Annotated in this window: 19 protein-coding genes and 1 tRNA gene; 3 read left to right on the top strand and 17 right to left on the bottom strand. The window is 62.6% G+C overall.

Going from position 1 to position 19,195, the window contains the following annotated elements:
• Positions 1-40 precede the first annotated feature (40 nt).
• From D0B32_RS13090 to D0B32_RS13065, 6 genes are all read right to left on the bottom strand, one after another.
• Positions 41-661: a 50S ribosomal protein L25/general stress protein Ctc gene (locus tag D0B32_RS13090; RefSeq protein WP_117334411.1), complete on the bottom strand. Its 621-nt coding sequence runs from the start codon at positions 659-661 to the stop codon at positions 41-43.
• A gap of 162 nt (positions 662-823) precedes the next feature.
• Entirely contained in the window at positions 824-1,780 is a 957-nt protein-coding gene (locus D0B32_RS13085) for a ribose-phosphate pyrophosphokinase (protein WP_117334410.1), read from the bottom strand.
• A 45-nt stretch (positions 1,781-1,825) separates the two neighbouring features.
• Positions 1,826-1,902: transfer RNA gene (locus tag D0B32_RS13080), tRNA-Gln, on the bottom strand.
• Positions 1,903-1,952: 50 nt separating this feature from the next.
• Positions 1,953-2,834 carry a 4-(cytidine 5'-diphospho)-2-C-methyl-D-erythritol kinase gene (gene ispE, locus D0B32_RS13075; RefSeq protein ID WP_117334409.1) on the bottom strand — a complete coding sequence of 294 codons (882 nt, stop codon included), beginning with the start codon at positions 2,832-2,834 and terminating at the stop codon, positions 1,953-1,955.
• Positions 2,835-2,900: 66 nt separating this feature from the next.
• A complete protein-coding gene (lolB, locus tag D0B32_RS13070) occupies positions 2,901-3,554 on the bottom strand; it encodes a lipoprotein insertase outer membrane protein LolB (protein ID WP_117334408.1) in 654 nt (217 codons plus the stop codon).
• Positions 3,554-5,395, bottom strand: coding sequence for a tetratricopeptide repeat protein (locus D0B32_RS13065; RefSeq protein ID WP_117334407.1), 1,842 nt, complete (start codon positions 5,393-5,395; stop codon positions 3,554-3,556). The genes lolB and D0B32_RS13065 overlap by 1 nt, the downstream gene beginning before the upstream one ends.
• Positions 5,396-5,482: 87 nt before the next feature.
• Here D0B32_RS13065 and mutM point away from each other — a divergent pair, with 87 nt between their 5' ends.
• Positions 5,483-6,313, top strand: coding sequence for a bifunctional DNA-formamidopyrimidine glycosylase/DNA-(apurinic or apyrimidinic site) lyase (gene mutM, locus D0B32_RS13060; RefSeq protein ID WP_117334406.1), 831 nt, complete (start codon positions 5,483-5,485; stop codon positions 6,311-6,313).
• 5 nt (positions 6,314-6,318) lie between these two features.
• A complete protein-coding gene (gene mutY / locus D0B32_RS13055; protein WP_117334405.1) occupies positions 6,319-7,428 on the top strand; it encodes an A/G-specific adenine glycosylase in 1,110 nt (369 codons plus the stop codon).
• Positions 7,429-7,471: 43 nt separating this feature from the next.
• Here mutY and D0B32_RS13050 read toward each other — a convergent pair whose 3' ends face one another.
• The 11 genes from D0B32_RS13050 to kdsD form a co-directional block, all read right to left on the bottom strand.
• Complete coding sequence (locus tag D0B32_RS13050; RefSeq protein ID WP_117334404.1) at positions 7,472-8,107, bottom strand: LON peptidase substrate-binding domain-containing protein; 636 nt, start codon at positions 8,105-8,107, stop codon at positions 7,472-7,474.
• Between the two features lie 38 nt (positions 8,108-8,145).
• Complete coding sequence (rapZ, locus tag D0B32_RS13045) at positions 8,146-9,039, bottom strand: RNase adapter RapZ (protein ID WP_117334403.1); 894 nt, start codon at positions 9,037-9,039, stop codon at positions 8,146-8,148.
• A 120-nt stretch (positions 9,040-9,159) separates the two neighbouring features.
• On the bottom strand, positions 9,160-10,128 hold the full coding sequence (gene hprK / locus D0B32_RS13040) for an HPr(Ser) kinase/phosphatase (RefSeq protein ID WP_117334402.1): 969 nt from the start codon (positions 10,126-10,128) through the stop codon (positions 9,160-9,162).
• 154 nt (positions 10,129-10,282) lie between these two features.
• Positions 10,283-10,798, bottom strand: a complete 516-nt coding sequence (locus D0B32_RS13035; protein WP_117334401.1) for a PTS sugar transporter subunit IIA — start codon at positions 10,796-10,798, stop codon at positions 10,283-10,285.
• A 298-nt stretch (positions 10,799-11,096) separates the two neighbouring features.
• Positions 11,097-11,453, bottom strand: coding sequence for a ribosome hibernation-promoting factor, HPF/YfiA family (gene hpf / locus D0B32_RS13030; RefSeq protein ID WP_117334400.1), 357 nt, complete (start codon positions 11,451-11,453; stop codon positions 11,097-11,099).
• A 247-nt stretch (positions 11,454-11,700) separates the two neighbouring features.
• Positions 11,701-13,215, bottom strand: coding sequence for an RNA polymerase factor sigma-54 (locus D0B32_RS13025; protein ID WP_117334399.1), 1,515 nt, complete (start codon positions 13,213-13,215; stop codon positions 11,701-11,703).
• Positions 13,216-13,390: 175 nt separating this feature from the next.
• Positions 13,391-14,173, bottom strand: coding sequence for an LPS export ABC transporter ATP-binding protein (lptB, locus tag D0B32_RS13020; protein WP_117334837.1), 783 nt, complete (start codon positions 14,171-14,173; stop codon positions 13,391-13,393).
• A 5-nt stretch (positions 14,174-14,178) separates the two neighbouring features.
• Positions 14,179-14,850 (bottom strand): lipopolysaccharide transport periplasmic protein LptA, encoded by a 672-nt coding sequence (gene lptA, locus D0B32_RS13015; protein WP_117334398.1) that lies wholly within the window; start codon positions 14,848-14,850, stop codon positions 14,179-14,181.
• Positions 14,851-14,869: 19 nt separating this feature from the next.
• Positions 14,870-15,478: an LPS export ABC transporter periplasmic protein LptC gene (gene lptC, locus D0B32_RS13010; RefSeq protein ID WP_117334397.1), complete on the bottom strand. Its 609-nt coding sequence runs from the start codon at positions 15,476-15,478 to the stop codon at positions 14,870-14,872.
• Complete coding sequence (locus D0B32_RS13005; RefSeq protein ID WP_117334396.1) at positions 15,475-16,038, bottom strand: HAD family hydrolase; 564 nt, start codon at positions 16,036-16,038, stop codon at positions 15,475-15,477. Before D0B32_RS13005 ends, lptC begins: the two co-directional genes overlap by 4 nt.
• On the bottom strand, positions 16,038-17,021 hold the full coding sequence (gene kdsD / locus D0B32_RS13000; RefSeq protein WP_117334395.1) for an arabinose 5-phosphate isomerase KdsD: 984 nt from the start codon (positions 17,019-17,021) through the stop codon (positions 16,038-16,040). Before kdsD ends, D0B32_RS13005 begins: the two co-directional genes overlap by 1 nt.
• A 149-nt stretch (positions 17,022-17,170) precedes the next feature.
• On the opposite strand from kdsD, the gene D0B32_RS12995 reads away from it, so the two are divergent.
• The gene (locus D0B32_RS12995; RefSeq protein WP_117334394.1) at positions 17,171-19,174 is read left to right on the top strand and encodes a monovalent cation:proton antiporter family protein; all 2,004 of its coding nucleotides are present in this window, start codon (positions 17,171-17,173) and stop codon (positions 19,172-19,174) included.
• Positions 19,175-19,195: the final 21 nt, after the last annotated feature.

Here is a 19,195-nt window from a genome sequence, read left to right as displayed (position 1 = left end):
GTAATCCAACGGATCGAGAGGATTGCTTGCTCTGTTGAGCTTAAGCAGCCGGCGTTTCGCCTTCGCCTTCAGCAGCAGCGCCTTCTTCGGCGATAGCACCTGCCGGGATCGTCGCGGACGCGATCACGGGGTTTTCTACGTCAACGTGTGCAACCAGCGCGACGCCTGCCGGCAGGACGATGTCCTTGGCGTGCATTGTTTGACCAGCTTCGATCTTCGCGAGGTCGACTTCGAGGAATTCCGGCAGAGCCGAAGGCAGACACTCGATTTCGATTTCGTTCAGAACGTGCGAGATCACCGCGCTCGACAGCTTCACTGCCGGGTTGGTTTCTTGGTTCATGAAGTGCAGCGGCACCTTGGTGTGCAGCTTCTTCGTCGCGTCGACGCGCTGGAAGTCCACGTGCAGCACGAGCTGACGGAACGGGTGGTATTGCACGTCGCGCAGCAGAACTTGTTGCGACTTGCCGGCCACTTCCAGGTCGAGAATCGACGAGTGGAAAACTTCTTTCTTCAGCGCGTGCCACAGTGCGTTGTGGTCCAGTTCGACCAATTGCGTTTCAGCACCAGCGCCATATACGATGCCCGGGGTCTTGCCCGAGTTACGCAGGCGGCGGCTCGCACCCGTACCTTGCAAAGAACGCTCGAAAGCGACTACTTTCATTTTGAATCTCCAATACACTGCCCGCGACCAGGCAGTAAAAACGGGGCCTTCACGCCATTCTGGCTGAGGCCCCAGAGCGACGGCACGAACCTTCGTTCGTTCATGCCGATTGTGCAAAAGCGCAGCGTGCGTATGTACTACGCGCTGCGCCTTCGCAAATACTTAGCTTTCCGCAAACAGCGACATCACCGAATCGCCGCGGCGAATCCGCGAGAACGTTTCGGCCAGCAGACCCGCGCTGGTGAGCGAGCGGATCTTCGCGCACGAGCGGGCTTCGTCGCCAAGTGGAATGGTGTCCGTGATCACCAGCTCGTCGAGCGCGGAGGCGGCGATACGCTCACCTGCACCACCGGACAGAACCGGGTGAGTGGCGTACGCGAATACCTTGGTGGCGCCACGTTCCTTCAAAACCTGTGCTGCCTTGCAGAGCGTGCCGGCAGTGTCGACCATGTCGTCCATGATCACGCAGGTGCGGCCTTCCACTTCACCGATGATGTTCATTACCTCGGCGACATTCGCCTTGGGACGGCGCTTGTCGATGATCGCGAGATCGCAGTTCAACTGCTTGGCCAGTGCACGGGCGCGGACCACGCCGCCAACGTCCGGCGACACGACCAACAGGTTCTCGTGATTCTGCTTGCGCAGATCGCCGAGCAGCACGGGCGTTGCATAGATGTTGTCGACCGGGATGTCGAAGAAGCCTTGAATCTGGTCAGCGTGCAGATCCATCGTGATGATCCGCTCGACACCCGCGATTTCCAGCATGTTCGCTACGATCTTCGCCGAGATGGCAACACGCGCTGAACGCGGGCGACGATCCTGACGGGCATAGCCGAAGTAGGGAATAGCAGCAGTGATCCGGCCAGCAGATGCGCGCTTGAGCGCATCGACCATGATCATCAATTCCATCAGGTTGTCGTTCGCCGGCGCGCAAGTGGATTGCAGGACGAAAACATCCTTGCCGCGCACGTTTTCCTGAATCTCGACCTGGATTTCGCCGTCGGAGAAACGGCTGACCATCGCTTTGCCGAGGGGGATACCGAGGATTTTTACGACTTCGTGTGCAAGCGCGGGATTCGCGTTGCCAGTAAAAACCATCAGGCCGTCATGGCTGCTCATCATGCACCTGCTTCTGGCTGGGGGCGAGGAACTGCGAGAATTTTTTGGCAGGGGAGGAAGGACTCGAACCCTCGAATGCCGGAATCAAAATCCGGTGCCTTAACCAACTTGGCGACTCCCCTACACTAACTTGAGCTTCACCGAACGTGTAGGACCGTTCGACGATGCAAAACTATGACGCGAAAGCGAAGAGTGGATGCGTATCCAAGCTCGCTGCCACTGCGCTATTCCATTCACCGGGCAGTTTGGCTTGCGCCGCCTCTGCTTCACTTCGGCTCTGGAACGCTGCAAAGACACTTGCACCTGATCCTGTCATCCGCGCCGGCGCGATGTGATCAAACCATCCAAGCACCTGCGCAACTTCCGCGTATTTTCCCACGACAACTGGCTGCATGTCATTTCGGCCAAAACTGTCAGGCCATTCTGCGCTGCAACTATGTTGTGCAAGAAAGTCCGTAATTGTGAGGGGTTTTGAATCTCTTGTCAACGATTTTTCGGAGAAAATCGCTGCAGTCGGAACCTGAACCCGCGGCGTCACAACAAGGAAATAACGCGGCGGCAATTGTACAACCTCCAACGCCTCTCCGACACCCTCTGCGAACGCATTTTTTCCAAACACGAAGAACGGCACATCCGCGCCCAGCTTCAGCGCGAGCGCCTGCAGCTCTTCGCGCGGCAAGTGCAGTTTCCACAGGCGGTTCAACGCGAGCAAGGTGGTGGCCGCGTCCGAACTGCCGCCGCCAAGACCACCGCCCATCGGCAGGCGCTTGTCGATCTGGATGTCAGCGCCTTCCCGCGAGCCCGTGTGCTGCTTCAGCAGGCGCGCGGCGCGCACTGTCAGATCGTCTTCAGCGGGAACGCCGGGCACGTCGGTGCCGCGCGTGATTTGACCGTCGTCACGACGGGTGAAATGCAGCGTGTCACCCCAGTCGAGCAACTGGAACACGGTTTGCAACGAATGGTAGCCATCCGGCCGGCGGCCGGTGATGTGCAGGAAGAGATTCAGCTTCGCTGGCGCGAGGCAATCGCGCAGCGAATCGTTCGTTTCAATCATGAGTCGGGACAAAATGCAGGGCGCTGGTACGGGCGCGAGTATGGACCAATCGCGGCAAGTTTGCTGCTATTGGTCCAGCACGAGCTTGATATTGAGCGGCGGTTCATCGCGGCTCAGGTTGACGCGCTTGAGGCCCGTGGCCGGCGCATCGGCGTACGCGAGATAGTCGATCGTCCAGCCGTCCTGGCGGATTTCCTTCAGGTGTGCCGGGTCCTGCGGATCCTGCTCGGTCTTCGCCTTCGAGGTCGGCGCGGGCGACGGCTGCAGCCAGTAGCGCAGCCCTTCGACCGGCAGCGCGAAGCCCAGTGCGTTCTGCATCAAGGTGGACACGTTGTCAGCAGTCAGCGGCTGGCGATTGGGCAGTTCGAGCGAAGCGGAAGACGGCGACGACGTGATGATGGCCAGCGTCTGACCAAGCGGATTGCGCAACTGCAAGGTGACGGTATCGCCCGTTTCCTGCCAGTCGAAGTTGCCGTACGCATTACGCTGCTGGCCGTTCTGGTCGTTGTACTGAACCGCGAAGCGGCCATGATAGGCGCGGGTGGTCTGCGCCGTGACGGAGGTCGCCGCGTTCGAGGTGGACGGCCCCTGCGGCTTGACCGAGGCGCAGCCCGCCAGCGCGACCATGGCGGCCACGGCGAACCCGAGCGCCGCACGGCGCGGCGCCTCAGGAACGCGGAACAATTGAAGTGAGCGGACGGAGCGGTTCGATATGAGCATCAGAGATCGTTCACCTGAAAACGTTTGAGCGTTTTGAGCAGCGTATCGTTGTCAGGTTCAAGCTTGCGGGCCTCGCGCCATGCTGCGCGGGCCTGATCCTGGTCGCCCGTTTTCCACAACACTTCGCCCAGATGCGCGCCGATTTCGGCGTTCGGTTGCAGATCATAGGCTTTGCGCAGCAGCTTGATGGCGTCCGTGGTGTCGCCCATGCGGTACTTGACCCAGCCCACGCTGTCCATGATGAACGCGTCGGTTGGCGCCAGTGAGGAGGCCTTTTCGACCAGCTTGTCCGCTTCCTGCAGGCGCAGGCCGCGATCCGCGAGCGAGTAACCCAGCGCGTTGTACGCCTGCGGATTATCCGGCTGCGTTTCGATCAGCTTGCGCAACTGCGCTTCCATGACGTCGTAGTGGTCATTCTTCTCCGCGGCCATCGCGTAGTCGTACGTCAGGTCCGGATCTTCCGGGAAATCTGCCGTGGCCTGCGCGAGGCGCGCTTCCGCTTCCGGATAGCGCTTCGCGTCGAACAGAATGGCCGCGTCAGTCCTTGCGATCAACGCCTGATCGCGCGGGTCCGGTGACTGCAGACTGGCGAGCAGTTTGCGCGCGTCGTCCGGCTTACCCTGCTTTTCGAGCAACTGGGCACGCGTGATCTGCGCCGGAATGTACTGTTGGCTCGTGGGCGAAATCTTGTTCAGCCAGTTGCCGGCAGCCTCGTCGTTCTTCTGTTCGAGCGAGAGTTGCGCGAGGTAGATGTAGGCCTGACCCGGATCGGCTGACGGCGTCTTCTCGGCCTTTTGCGCATACTGCTCGAGGTAGTTCTGCGCGTTGGCGAAGTCTTTCTTCTGGACGTCGATCAGGGCGAGCGCCATCAACGGCGTCAGGTCGTCGGCGTTGTCCTTGTGCATGATCTCGAACTGCTTCTGCGCGTCGTCGAGACGGTCGCTTGCCAGGTACATCTGGGCCAGCGCGAGACGCGCGTCATGCGACTTCGGATTCTTCTGCACGTAGGCTTCGAGCGACGCAATGCCTTCCTTGCGCTCCTCCGGGCCCATCTGCGAGAGCGTCAGCGCTGCCGGCAGATAGTCGGGCTTCAGGGCGAGCGCCTGTTCGAGCGACTTGCGGGCGCCGGGCGCGTCGTCTGCGGCGATCTGCTGACGCGCAATGGCGAGGTTCGCCTCGGGCCGGTTCATGTCGTTCTTCAACAGATCCTGCAGCACGTGCAGGCCGCCCACGCGATTCGGGCCGCGCGAGATCAACAGTTGCAACGACAGGATGGCCGCGCCACGGTTTTCGTTGGGCACCCGGGCCAGTTCGCGCGCGAGCAGCGGCTCGGCGTCATCGGGCTTGCCGGACAGCACCAGCAACGATGCGTCGAGTTGCGCTGCGCGTTCGGAAGTCGGCGCATACTGCTGCCACAATTGCGCGGCGGCGAGGGCGTCAGACGGACTTTGCGCCGCCAGCGCGATTTCCGTGGCGCGCTGGGCCATGCGCGGATCGTGCGTGTCGCGCGCGAGCGCAAGGTACGTCTGGTAAGCGGGCGCCGGCTGGCCACGTTGCAGCGCCACTTCGGCCGCCAGCACCTGGAAGACGATCTGGCTCGACAGCGGGACGTCAGGCAAGTCCTTCTGATCCTCGGCCGTTTGCGCGCCGAGTGCGTCCGGCGCGGACATGGCGCTGTCGTCAGAATCCGGCGAGGGGTCTTGCGCGTACGACGGGACGGCGGCGAGTGCCCACAGGGCCAGCGCCGCAACGCCCAGCAGGCGGCGAGCGGAGACGGCGTGCGGCACGCGCGATGTACGGGCCGGGCGCTTCGAAAACAGCTTCACGAAGGACAAGTTCATGGAAATCCGTTCAATGTTTCGGACGATTGTAACGCGCTCGCTACAATAAGCGCACAACCACTCACGCAAGTTGCAGACCAGTTAGAAATGCCAGAGTTGCCAGAAGTAGAGGTTACCCGACGGGGAATCGAACCGTATGTGTCCGGACGCAAGGTTGAGCGCGTCGATGTGCGCACGCCCGCATTGCGCTGGCCGATTCCCGCCGACCTTGCGAGAACCTTGCGAGGCAGCGTGGTCCACAAGGTCGAGCGGCGCGGCAAGTATCTGCTGTTCGAGATCGACGCTGGCTGGTTCATTGTGCACCTGGGCATGACTGGGACGCTGCGCGTGCTGCGCAACCTGCCCCATCTGCCGGCGGCGGCGAAGCACGACCATATCGACTGGATCTTCGACGAGTTCATTCTCCGCTATCGCGACCCACGGCGCTTCGGCGCCGTCCTGTGGCACCCGCGCACGGACGGCGACGTGCTCGCTCATCCGCTGCTGGCGGGGCTTGGCGTCGAGCCGTTTTCGCCTGGGTTTTCAGGCGCGCTGATGCATCGGCAGACGCGCGGTCGCAAGGTGTCGGTGAAGCAGGCGCTGCTGGCGGGCGAAATCGTCGTGGGCGTGGGCAACATCTATGCGTCCGAGAGCCTGTTCCGCGCGGGCATTCGTCCTACCACGGCGGCGGGCCGCGTGTCGCTGGTCCGTTATGACCTGCTGGCCGACGCAGTGCGCCTGACGCTCGCGGCTGCCATCGAAAAGGGCGGCAGTACGCTGCGCGATTTCGTTGGAAGTGACGGTGAAAGCGGCTATTTCCAGCTCGATTATTTCGTTTATGATCGCGCCGGACTGCCGTGCCGCGTATGTGGAACGCCGATCAAGCAGATCGTGCAAGGGCAGCGCTCCACCTATTTTTGCCCTACCTGTCAGCGTTAATTTCAATGCCCTCACGCATAACTCCAGCCGCCGTCACGATTGCCCCCGCGTTACCTGACTTTTCTGCGCGCCTGATTGCATGGCAGCGTCAGCACGGCCGCCACGATCTGCCGTGGCAGAACACGCGCGATCCGTATCGCATCTGGTTGTCGGAAATCATGTTGCAGCAGACCCAGGTGTCGACGGTGATTCCGTACTACGCGCGCTTCCTCGCGCGTTTCCCGGATGTCGCCGCGCTCGCCGCAGCGCCCGTGGACGACGTAATGGCGTTGTGGGCCGGTCTTGGGTACTACTCGCGAGCGCGCAATCTGCACCGCTGCGCACAGGCCGTGGTCGAGTTGCACGGCGGGGCATTTCCGGCCTCGGTCGAAGCGCTGGCGGATTTGCCTGGCATTGGCCGTTCGACAGCCGCGGCGATCGCATCCTTCGCGTTCGGTGCACGCGCAACGATTCTCGACGGCAACGTCAAGCGCGTGCTTGCCCGTGTATTCGGCGTGGATGGCTTCCCGGGCGAGAAGCGCGTTGAAAACGCGATGTGGACGCTCGCCGAATCGCTGCTGCCGGTGAACGGCAGCGATGACGATGTGAGTGCCTACACGCAAGGTCTGATGGACCTCGGCGCCACCTTGTGTGTGCGCGGCAAGCCCGACTGCGCGCGCTGTCCGTTCGCGGCGGATTGCGTCGCGAACGTCACCGGACGGCAGCGCGCGCTACCCGCCGCACGTCCGAAGAAAGCCATTCCGACGCGCCGCACGTGGATGCTGGTGTTGCGCAACGGCGATGAGGTGATGCTCGAAAAGCGCCCGCCGTCCGGCATTTGGGGTGGCTTGTGGAGCTTGCCGGAAGCCGCTGACGAAACGGCGCTCGCCGAGCGGGCGCGTGACTTCGGCGGCGATGGCGCAGTCGTCTCGCCGCTCGCTCCGCTCACACACACGTTCACGCATTTCCGGCTGGATATCGAGCCGCGTCTTGCCGAACTGGATCGCGCGAGTAGCGCACATGTCGCGCTGGGTGACGCAGAAACGGCCTGGGTGGCGTTGCGCAATATCGACGCGTACGGTGTGCCCGCACCGGTGCGCAAACTGCTGGATGGGCTGCAGGGAACGTTGATCTAACCAGGCGGGCGCGACGCAGGTTCAAACCGGCATCACAGCAATCTCACAGCAATTGATGTTGCTGCATGTAGTGATGAACCACGTCGATGCGCGCGCCGGCATCCGTCAGTTCCATCAGCTTTTGTCGGGCCCGCAAGGCGATTGGCAGTACTTCGGATAGCCGGTTGGAGACCCAGCTCGGATCATCCAGTCTGAATGGCTCCGCAAACGGCAGGCTGTCCGGGTCACGCTCACGGATGGTCGCGATGATGCGCTCCAGCACTTCCGCGCATGCGCCGAACCTGGCCAACTGTTCGTTGCCTTCCAGCGGGATATCGTCGGGCATAGGTTCGGCCATGCCCACCAGCAGACCACTCGGTTCCACGCGATGCGACAGCAGCCGGAAGCGCCGCGTGCCGCGTGCGCGAATCAGCAGCATGCCGAAGGTTTCTACATCGCAGTCCTCGATTTCCGCGAGGCAACCCACGCTCTCAGGCACCGACGGCTCGTCGGGTTGCGCCACCTCGCCGCCGCTCTTCAGCATGCACACGCCGAAGGGCGTCTTTTCCCGCAGACAGTCGCGCGCCATGTCCAGATAACGCGCTTCGAAGATCTTCAGAGGCAGCACGCCGTCGGGAAACAGCACGGTATGCAGAGGAAACAGCGGGACATCGGCAAGCACGGCAGCAGTAGAGGGCATGGCGCAACGCTTCGGTTAAGGCCGCGCGATGCGGCCGGTTAAGCGACGAGCTTCGATGATTCGCCGGCGTCGACCGGCGCATCGCGATGCCGCACGATAACGTTTGCCTGTTTGGCGAGGCGCGCGGCGAGCGTCTCGGCAATGAACACTGAGCGGTGCTGGCCGCCCGTACAGCCAATCGCGACGGTCAGATAGCTGCGGTTGTCGTCACGGAAATGCGGCAGCCATTTTGCGAGGAACGTCTCGATGTCGTCGATCATCTCGTGCACCACAGGGAGTGCGTCGAGGAAGTCGATCACCGGCTTGTCGAGCCCCGTGAGCGGGCGCAATTCGTGGTCGTAGTAGGGGTTCGGCAGGGTACGCACGTCGAACACGAAATCGGCGTCGAGCGGCACACCGCGTTTGAAGCCGAACGATTCGAACATCAACACGAGACCGCTGTGTTCCTGTTCGATGAAGCGTTTGACCCATGCCCGCAAGACGTTCGCGCGCAGGTTGCTGGTGTCGATCTGGTGGCCGAATTCGGCCAGACCCGCGACGAGATCGCGCTCGCGTTCAATGGCCTCTTCGAGCGAGGTCAACAGGCCAACGTCGGCATGTTGCGAGGCCGAACCGGAGAGCGGATGACGACGGCGCGTTTCGGAGAAGCGCTGGATCAACGACTGCGTGCTGGCGTTGAGAAACAGCACGCGCACGTCATGCTCGCCGGAGAGGTCGCGGATCATCGCGGGCATTTCGTCGAGCGAGGCGCTGGAGCGCGCGTCGATTGCGACCGCGAGACGATCCTGGCCGTCCTGCGCGAGGTAGGCGGCGAGTTGCGGCAGAAAGCGCGGCGGCAGATTGTCGACGCAGTAGTAGCCCGCGTCTTCGAGCGCGTTCAGTGCAACGGATTTGCCGGAGCCGGAAATACCGGTGATCAGAATAATGCGCATGGAGTGGTGAAATCGGTACGTTTCATCATAGCATCTGGTCCCCGTGCGCGTACCCTCTGCCGAATGGGCAGCTTGTGCCATGTCACGCCAGGCGCTCAGCCCGGCCTGGCGCAACTCCGATCAGATGAGCTTGCCCGGAAACTGGCTGTCCGGGTCCTGCATGGCCAGACGCTGGCGGTCCATGAAGTCGCGCAGCGTGTCGATGCCGCGCAGTTGCAGGATGGTGTTGCGCACGGCAGCTTCCACCAGCACCGCGAGGTTGCGGCCGGCCGCCACCTGGATGGTGACCTTGCTGATGGGCAAACCCAGCACGTCGACGGTCTGGCTTTCCAGCGGCAGGCGCTGAAACTCGCCATCCGGACGGCGCACGAGCTGAACGATCAGCTTGAGCTTCATTTTGCGCCGTACCGCGGTTTCGCCAAAAATGGTTTTGATGTCCAGCAGGCCGAGGCCGCGCACTTCCAGCAGGTTTTGCAGCAGGGGCGGGCAGCGGCCCTCGACGAAATCCGGCCCGAGGCGGACGAAATCCACCGCGTCGTCCGCTACCAGACCGTGTCCACGGCTGATCAGTTCGAGGCCGAGTTCGCTCTTGCCGAGACCGGAGTCGCCGGTGAGCAGCACGCCCATGCCGAGGATGTCGAGGAATACGCCATGCAGCGTGGCGCGCGGCGCCAGGATGCGCGACATGTAAAGACGCAGGCTGTCGATCACCGCCGCGGCCGACATGGGCGTGGTGAAGAGCGGCGTCGATGAGCGCGTGCAGCGCAGAACCAGTTCTGGGGGCGCCGCCACGCCACCCGCCACCACCAGAAACGGCGGCTCGAGGGCGATCAGTTCGGCCATGTGACGTGAGCGGTCCTCTTCGGACTGCCGCTGGTAGTACTCGACTTCAGCGTCGCCCAGCACCTGAATGCGGTTGGGGTGGATCAGGTTCAGGTGGCCGACGAGGTCCGCGCTCGACGTGGCGTTCGCAACCGTCTCTGCGGAGAAGCCGCGCTCCCAGCCCTCATGCCCCGTCAGCCAGCTGAGTTTCAGCATGGCTGCGTTGTCGTCGAAAATGCTTTGGGCGTTGATGCTGGACGTATCCATGAATCCCTGACTCCAATGTGGGCCGCTTTTTTCGCGCTTTCCTGCGCTTTTTGCTCGCGCCGACCGCGCTAGCGCGGTCGGGCTGCCCGGAGCGGATCCGAGCCGGTTTCAGCGTGAGACCTTACCCGTTCGTGCGCGGATTGCCGCGGATGCATCAAGGTTGCCACTGAGTGAGCAGGCGATGCAATGTTTCGCGGTCTTCTTCCGTATGCAGCCGCTCGCGCGCTTCGCGGTCGGACAGTAACTGGGCGATTTCCGAGAGGATTTCGAGGTGTTGCTGGGTGGCTTGTTCGGGCACCAGCAGGAAGATCAGCAGCGAGACTGGCTGGCCATCCGGCGATTCGAACGGAATGGCTTCAGCAAGACGCACGAAGGCAGCGAGCGGCTGCTTCAGGCCTTTGATCCGGCCATGCGGAATCGCGACACCTTCGCCGAGTCCGGTAGAGCCGAGGCGCTCGCGCGCGAACAGATTGTCGGTGACCGTACTGCGCGCAATGCCGTTCTGGTTTTCGAAAATCAGACCCGCTTGTTCGAACACGCGTTTCTTGCTGGTGACGGACAGTCCGACGACGACGTTTTCGAGGGGAAGAAATTTGGCTAAACGATTCATGTTGGCAGGCGGAAACGTGGCCTGGATACTCCTCGCTGTGGCGGTTGAGTGGCGTTCCATTCTCGACAGATGCTCACGGCGATGCGCTTGAGCGCCGAAAAAACACAGCACTCCCGCTGAATAACCCCGATTGACCCCGACGGTTGACCCCGATAGTAACCGGGCCATTATAGAACAGGGTGACCTTTGATGGTGCGGCGCGCCATCACCATTCGCGGCGGGTTTCGTGGCGCCTGCCTCGGGTTGGTGAAACGCGCACGAAGCGGCAGCACGGGGCCTCGTGCCCAACCGAAACCCAACGAAAAACCGCCCGTTTCCGGGCGGTTTAGCGCGTTGAGGGAAACCCTCTAATTTCGCATTATTGCGGCGGCACTTCCACTTGCGCCAGCGGTTGGTACTTGATCGCTTCGTGCTGATGACCTTGCAGGCGATCCTTGTGACGAATCACTTGCCGATCGAGCTTGTCGATCATCAGATCGATCGCGGCGTACAGGTCGCCGTCACAGCTCTCGACAAAAATGTCCTTGCCCTTCAGATGCAGGTTGATTTCAACCTTCTGCCTCTTTTCCTTTTCCTTGTGGTTGTCGACCGAGAGGACCACACTGCCATCGATCACCTGATCGAAATGTCTTAGCACCCTATCCAGTTTGGTGATCACGTATTCTCGCAACGCTGGCGTTACTTCGAGATGGTGTCCACTGATCTGCAGATTCATAGTGCTTCTCCAAGCTAGTGGCCGCTTGGTCCGCACGATGGGGCAGTACCGGTCGATCGCTCGGCTCGCCTGTGTCGTCCCCCGTTGACTGACTACTGGCAGGTCGCATCGGCCGGCCTGTCCGCCAACGGGCGGAGCGGCCGGAAAATGCCCGCCACGGAAGGCGACGGGCTCAAGAGCACGCCGAGCCGCCCCAAATGTTTCTTCCCCTCGCGGGGCCCGACACGAAGCGCCGGGTTGGGGTGCGCTAGAGAGACTTGCGCAGGTTGACTGCCGGAATCTTGAGGGCTTCGCGGTACTTCGCAACGGTTCTGCGCGCGACCACGAATCCCTGTTCCGCCAGCAGTTCGGCTATGCGGCTATCTGAAAGAGGAGATTTGGTGTTTTCCGCTCCTATCAGTTGCTTGATGAGCGCGCGAATGGCCGTGGAAGACGCCGCGCCGCCCGTATCTGTGGAAACGTGTGAGCCGAAAAAGTACTTGAATTCAAGCGTCCCGAATGGGGTCAGCATGTATTTACCGGTTGTCACACGCGAGACAGTTGACTCGTGTAAGCCCAGCGTATCAGCTATTTCCCTCAAAACCAAGGGCCGCATGGCAATTTCGCCATGTACGAAAAAGCTCTTCTGGCGCTCCACAATGGCCTGCGCGACGCGCAAGATTGTTTCGAAGCGCTGCTGGATATTCTTGATCAGCCAGCGTGCTTCCTGAAGCTGCTGACGCAGCGAACCGCTGCCCGGATCGCCCCGGTTGTTACGCAGAATATTCGCGTACAGATGGTTGATGCGCAGCTTGGGCACCACCTCCGGATTGAGTTCTGCCTGCCAGCCCTGCGGTGTTTTGCGCACCATGATGTCGGGCACGACGTAGTCCGCTTCGGCCTTGCCATACGCGGCGCCCGGGAAGGGCTCCAGTGAGCGGATCAGGTCGTGCGCATCGCGCAGTTCGTCGTCGTTGGCCTTCAGGTGTTTGCGCAGGCGCGTGAAGTCGCGGGCCGCCAGTAATTCCAGATGATGACCGACGATATCGAGCGCCAGCGTGCGCGTGGGCGATTGGTCGAGGCGCAGCAACTGCAGCTTCAGACACTCCGACGCCGAGCGGGCGCCTACGCCTGCGGGATCGAAGCTATGCAGCAGCGCAAGCGCTGCATTCAGTTCGTCGAGATCGACTTCGAGCTCGTCCGGCAGATCCGCCTGAACTTCTTCCAGCGTGGCCGTCAGATAGCCGTCGTCATCGAGTGATTCGATCAGGAAGGTGATCAGGGCACGGTCGCGTTGGCCGGCCTGGGTAACGCGCAACTGCGCTGTCAGATGATCGCGCAACGAAGTGCTCGACTCGTGAATCTGCAGCGGCGGCAGATCGTCGTCGTCAGAGGCGGTACCGGAGCGGCCGTAGTCGTCCAGGTTCCATTGCGTGGAGTCGCCGTTGGCGTCGCCCGAGAGGCCGTTGTATTCGTCCACACCCTGCGGTTCGCCGTTCTCGGCGCGCTCACTGGTCGTAGTGGACGATGACGACGATGAGTTGCTCATCTGCTCGGGCGCAGAGTTGTTCGGCGCCTGGGCGATCAGCGAGCCGTCCGACGCAACCCGCAGCGGGCTGGCGATCCAGTCGTCCTCGTTTTCCAGCAGCGGATTCTGCGCGATCGCCATCGCGACTTCCTGCTGCAGTTCAAGCGTGGACAGCTGCAGCAGCCTGATGGACTGTTGCAGTTGAGGGGTCAGCGCAAGATGCTGCGACAGGCGGAGTTGGAGGCTGGCTTTCATGGCAAGTTGAGATTCATTGTAGAGAGTTTGCCACGACCGCGATACCTTGCGGCATTCACGATAACGCGCCCGTCTGGATAGGGCCTGCTGGAAGACAGGCGGGCCGGCGCGTCAAAAATAGACGCTGAGGCCCGCCTGGGCGAGGACGCAGCACGAGATGCGCGCCCTCGTTCGATCACATGCGGAAGTGCTCGCCGAGGTAGACGCGCCGCACGTTTTCGTTTTCGATGATCTCGCTCGGAGCGCCCGCTGCCAGCACGCTGCCGTCGCTGATGATGTAGGCATGGTCGCAGATGCCGAGCGTTTCGCGCACGTTATGGTCCGTTATCAGCACGCCGATGTTGCGCTGCTTGAGGAATTTAACAATCTTCTGGATTTCCAGAACGGCGATCGGGTCCACGCCGGCGAACGGTTCGTCGAGCAGAATAAAGCTGGGGTTGGTCGCAAGCGCCCGTGCAATTTCCACCCGGCGGCGTTCACCGCCCGACAGCGACAGCGCCGGATTGCCACGCAGATGGGCGATCTGCAGCTCGTCGAGCAGCGCTTCGGTACGCGTGGTGATGGTGTCCTTGCTGAGGCGTTTGCCGTTCTCGTCGAGTTGCAGCTCGAGCACCGCGCGAATGTTCTCTTCGACGGTGAGCTTGCGAAACACCGAGGCTTCCTGCGGCAGATACGACAGGCCGAGCGAAGCACGCTTGTGGATGGGCAACAGGCTGATGGACTTGCCGTCGAGGTCGATCTCACCGGCGTCGAGCGGCACCAGTCCGACGATCATGTAAAACGAGGTGGTCTTGCCCGCGCCGTTCGGCCCAAGCAGGCCGACCACTTCACCGCTCTTGACGTCGAGCGACACGTCCTTCACCACCGTGCGCGAGCCATAGCGCTTCTTCAGATTGCGAACCACCAGCGAACTGCTGGTCCCAGCCGGCTTGCGATGGGGGAGGGAGGGCGAGTTCACGGAGTTCACTGGTTCGGGTTTCCCTTGATCGTGGTGGACGGCACGAGCGTGGCCGACGCACCGGTGAGCGGCGCGGCGCCGCCGTTACGCGGCGACAGCATGGCCCGCACGCGGCCATTGGGATTGCCCGGGCCGGCCACGTCCTTGCCGGCCTTCGCGGTATAGAAATCGTTCTGGCCGTCATACGTGATGACGCTGCCGTGCACCGTATCCATCAACGTCGACAGGCCTTGCAGGCGGTTGACGGTGGCGTTGGTGGTCAAGGTGGTGAGGTCCTGCTTGCCGTCGTAGTCGATACGCACAGCGGTGCCTTCCACGTACTCGTCGAGGCCTTCGCGCTTCTGGCGGAAATACGACAGATTGCCGCCGCTCGAGGTGCCCGTGGCGTACTGATAGCCCTGCGGGTCCTGGGTCACTTCCACGCGGTCGGCTTTGATCACGATGGTGCCTTTGGTGGCCACCACGTGTCCGGTGAAGATGTTGACCTGCTTCAGGTCGTCATAGGTCATGTTGTCCGCTTCGATGTTGAGCGGCTTGTCCTTGTCGGCGCGTTCCGCGTGCGCGAGCGGCGCAAAGCCGAAGAGCGGCAGTGCGAGCAGCAGCGCAGCGAGTCCGGCGCGGCACGCAGACAGGGTACGCACGCAGCCGGTGTCAAAACGGGGGAACGATTCGTTCATGCAGTCACGCTGAATTGGATTACCCGGGTTGCTTCGGGGAGGCGCCGGAGGCGTCGGACGCGGCGATCGCGCCACGGACGTTGCCGAACAGTTGCATCACCCGGGTCACATTGTTGTAGTTCATGCCGCTGGCCGTCATGACAGACAGGCCGCGCTGAAGTTTAACCGGCTTTTCGGTCTCGATCACATCGTCGTTGACCAGCACCCGAAAATGCTCCGAATCGGCCTGCATCTGCGGATCGCCGTCGCCGGCCGCGCGCAGGATACGCGCGTTGTGGTACAGATCGACGATCGAGGCGTCGCCATTCACGGTGCCGGTGTCGCCCGTGGCCGTGACGATGGGCTTGCCCGGCTGGAACGCGCGGATAGCCGGCTTGACCAGGTCGCTCAGTTCGTCGTCTTCGTAATGCACCAGATGCGTGGCCGTCAGACGATACTGCGTCGCGCCCGACTGATCCAGTTCGGACACCGAGAAATTGTCGGCGAAGTAGTCGGGCGTATGTTCTTTCGGCTTCACCTCGCCCTCGTGCGGCGGCGGCATGGTGGCCTGCAGCAGCCACCAGGTGATGCCGGCGAGCGCCGCCATCGCGACGAGCGGGATCAGCGAAGTCAGGCGGAACTGGTTCATCCCACCAGACCCTTCTGCTCCGTACCGGCGCAGGCCGCTGCCAGCAGTTCGTCGTACTTGTTCTGGGCGCGCAGCAGGGTATCGCAGACTTCGCGCACGGCGCCATGACCGCCACGTGCCTCGCTCACCCAATGGGCGCGCGCGATCACTTCAGGATGCGAGTTGGCCGGCGCCGCCGCGAAGCCGACCTTCAGCATCACGCCAAGGTCCACCCAGTCGTCGCCCATGTAGCCGCATTCCTCGGGCTTCATGCCGGTTTGCCTGAGCAGGTCAGCGAAGGCGTCAGGCTTGTTCTCCACGCCCTGATACAGATGCGCGATCTTCAGTTCCTTGGCGCGCACGGCGACGATGCCCGACTTGCGCCCGGTGATGATGGCCGTCTCGATGCCAGCCTGGCGCAACAGCTTCGCGCCGTGACCGTCCATGGAGTGGAACACCTTCATGGTGTCGCCCTCGGCGGTGAAGACGAGGCCGCCGTCGGTCAGCACGCCGTCCACGTCGAAAATCATCAGTTTGACGCGACGGGCGCGTTCGGTTGCGGTAAGAGTCGCGGCAGCCATCAGATCACCTTCTTGGAAAAGAGGTCGTGCATATTGAGCGCGCCGATCAGCTTGCCCGCGTCGTCCACCACCAGCATCTGATTGATGCGGTGACGTTCCATCAGTTCCACTGCTTCGACAGCCAGCTGGTCCGGGCCAATGGTGCGCGGACCGGGCGTCATCACGGAAGAAATGGGCAGGTCGCGGAAGTCGCCGGCGCGTTCGAGCACGCGGCGCAGATCGCCATCCGTGAAGATGCCTTTGACGCGGCCGTTATCGTCCACAATGGCTGTCATACCCATGCGCTTGGCGGTGAGCTGGAACAGCGCGTCGCGCACGGTTGCAGCGGGCGTCACCACCGGCACCTGATCGCCGGTGCGCATGACGTCGCGCACGTAGGTGAGCAGCCGCCGGCCCAATGCGCCGCCGGGATGCGAGCGGGCGAAGTCGTCCGGACCAAAACCGCGGGCGTCGAGAATCGCCACGGCGAGCGCATCGCCGAGCGCGAGCGCGGCCGTGGTGCTGGCCGTGGGCGCGAGATTCAGCGAGCAGGCTTCCTTCGCGACCGCCGAATTCAGATGCACGTCGGCCAGTTGGGCGAGGCTCGAACCCGGCTTGCCGGTGATGGCGATCAGTTTCGAACCGAGGCGTTTGATGATCGGCAGAATGGCCATCAATTCATCGGATTCACCGGAGTTGGACATCGCAATGAAGACGTCTTCCGCGGTGACCATGCCGAGGTCGCCGTGGCTGGCTTCAGCGGGATGCACGAAGAAGGCCGGTGTGCCGGTGCTGGCGAGCGTCGCCGCCACCTTGCGGGCCACATGGCCGGATTTGCCGATGCCGGAGACGACCACCCGCCCACGGCAACTCAGGATGAAGTCGATCGCCTCGACGAAACCATCGTCGAGTTGATCGCGAAGCGCGCGCACGGCGTCCGCTTCGATGTCGAGCACGTCGCGAGCGAGCGCGAGGGCCCGGTCGCCATTGATTTTCGCTATCATGCGCGGAAGTATAACAAAAGGCGCTTGTTCGCCGCGCTGGGCGCGCTGTGCCCCGCCACTGCCTTCATAGGCCCCTCGACCTTGTCGCACGGCGGTTTGCGTGCGATGGCCCGTTGCCGAACCAGGACGCTTTAGATGCGCTTTCTCCGATGATTTCCCCGCTCGAAATGACGCTGTTTCTGCTGCTGGCATCGGTGGCAGGCGTGGTCATTTTCCGTTTCCTGAACCTGCCGCCCATGCTCGGCTATCTGAGCGTGGGTATCGTCGTCGGGCCGCACGCGCTCGGGCTGATTCCGGATTCGCAGGGCGCCCAGAATCTGGCGGAGTTCGGCGTGGTGTTCCTGATGTTCTCCATCGGGCTGGAGTTTTCGCTTTCCAAGCTGCGCTCCATGCGCCGTCTCGTGTTCGGACTCGGTCTGCTACAGGTGATCGGCACGGTCGCGGTGGCCGTGGCGTTGGGTTTCGTGCTGGAGCGCTGGGTGCATATCACCTGGCAGGGCAGCGTGGCATTGGGCGGCGCGCTGGCCATGTCGTCCACGGCGATCGTCAGCAAGATGCTCGCGGAGCGCCTCGAAATCGAATCCGAGCACGGCAAGAATATCTTCGGTGTTCTGCTGTTCCAGGATCTGGCCGTGGTGCCGCTGCTCATCATCATCGCCGCACTGGGCGGCAGCTCGGAAGACCTGGTGTCCGCGCTCGGCCTCGCGGCGGTGAAGATCGTCGTGGCCTTATCCTTGTTGCTGATCGTCGGGCAGCGCTTCATGACGCGCTGGTTCAACGTGGTGGCGCGGCGCCGCTCGCAGGAGCTGTTCATCCTGAACCTGCTGCTGGTCACGCTGGGTTGCGCATTCATCACGGACAAATTCGGTCTCTCGCTCGCGCTCGGCGCTTTCATCGCGGGCATGCTGATCGCGGAGACGCCGTACCGGCATCAGGTTGAAGAAGACATCAAGCCGTTTCGCGACGTGCTGCTGGGGCTCTTCTTCGTCACCACCGGCATGCTGCTGAATCCGGTCGTGATCTGGAAGCACCCGTTCATCGTGCTGGCCTTCCTGCTCGGCCCCTTGCTGCTGAAACTGGTGATGATTACCGCGCTCGCGCGACTCTTCGGCGCCTCGCCGGGGGTGGCGATGCGTACCGGTATCGGTCTCGCGCAGGCCGGTGAATTCGGCTTCGTGCTGCTCAACCTGATTCTCGACAAGCACCTGGTGGACGCCACGCTGCTACAGGCGATTCTCGCCGCCATGTTGCTGTCGATGCTGGCCGCACCGTTCCTGATCCAGAATGCGGATCGCATCGTGCTGCGGCTGTCGTCCACTGAATGGATGATGCAGTCGTTGCAGATGACCCGCATCGCCACGCAGAGCCTGAAGCAGAGCGGTCACACCATCATCTGCGGTTACGGGCGGGCCGGGCAGAACCTCGCGCGCATGCTGGAGCACGAAGGGCTCTCCTACGTCGCGCTCGACCTCGACCCAGACCGCGTGGCGGCCGCTGCGGCGGCGGGCGAGTCAGTGGTGTTTGGCGACGCCGGGCGGCGTGAATCGCTGCTCGCGGCGGGTATCCACCGTGCGGCTGCGGTTGCCATCACGTATGCGAATACGCCGTCCGCCTTGCGCGTGCTGCATAACATTCACGAACTCGAACCCACCTTGCCGGTGATCGTGCGTACCGTCGACGACGCCGATCTGGAAAAGCTGCTGGCCGCCGGTGCCACGGAGGTGATTCCGGAGATCGTGGAAGGCAGCCTGATGCTCGCCTCGCATACGCTGGTGCTGATGGGCGTGCCGATGCGCCGCGTGGTGCGGCGGGTCGAGGAGATGCGTGACGAGCGCTACAGCCTGCTGCGCGGCTATTTTCACGGCGCCGACGACGCGGGCGATGACGACAGTCACGAGCAGGTGCGACTACAATCGGTGCCGGTCGACGAGAACTCGGACGCCGTGGGACGCACGCTCGCCGAGGTCGGCCTGTACGACCTGGGCGTCGAAGTCACGGCGATTCGCCGCCACGGCATTCGCGGCGTCGAGCCCGACCCCTCCACCAAGCTGCGCGCGAGCGACATCGTCGTGCTGCGCGGCTTGCCTGAAGCGCTCGCGGCCGGCGAGGAACGTCTGTCGCGACATCGGCGGGCGGGCGTGAACGTCGCGTAAGCTAAGTCTTTTATCGGGGCC

This window comes from Paraburkholderia sp. DHOC27 (genome assembly GCF_003429005.1).
Lineage (GTDB): Bacteria > Pseudomonadota > Gammaproteobacteria > Burkholderiales > Burkholderiaceae > Paraburkholderia.
The sequence above is the reverse complement of the archived record's forward strand: the minus strand, read 5'-3'. Positions and strand labels throughout refer to the sequence as shown.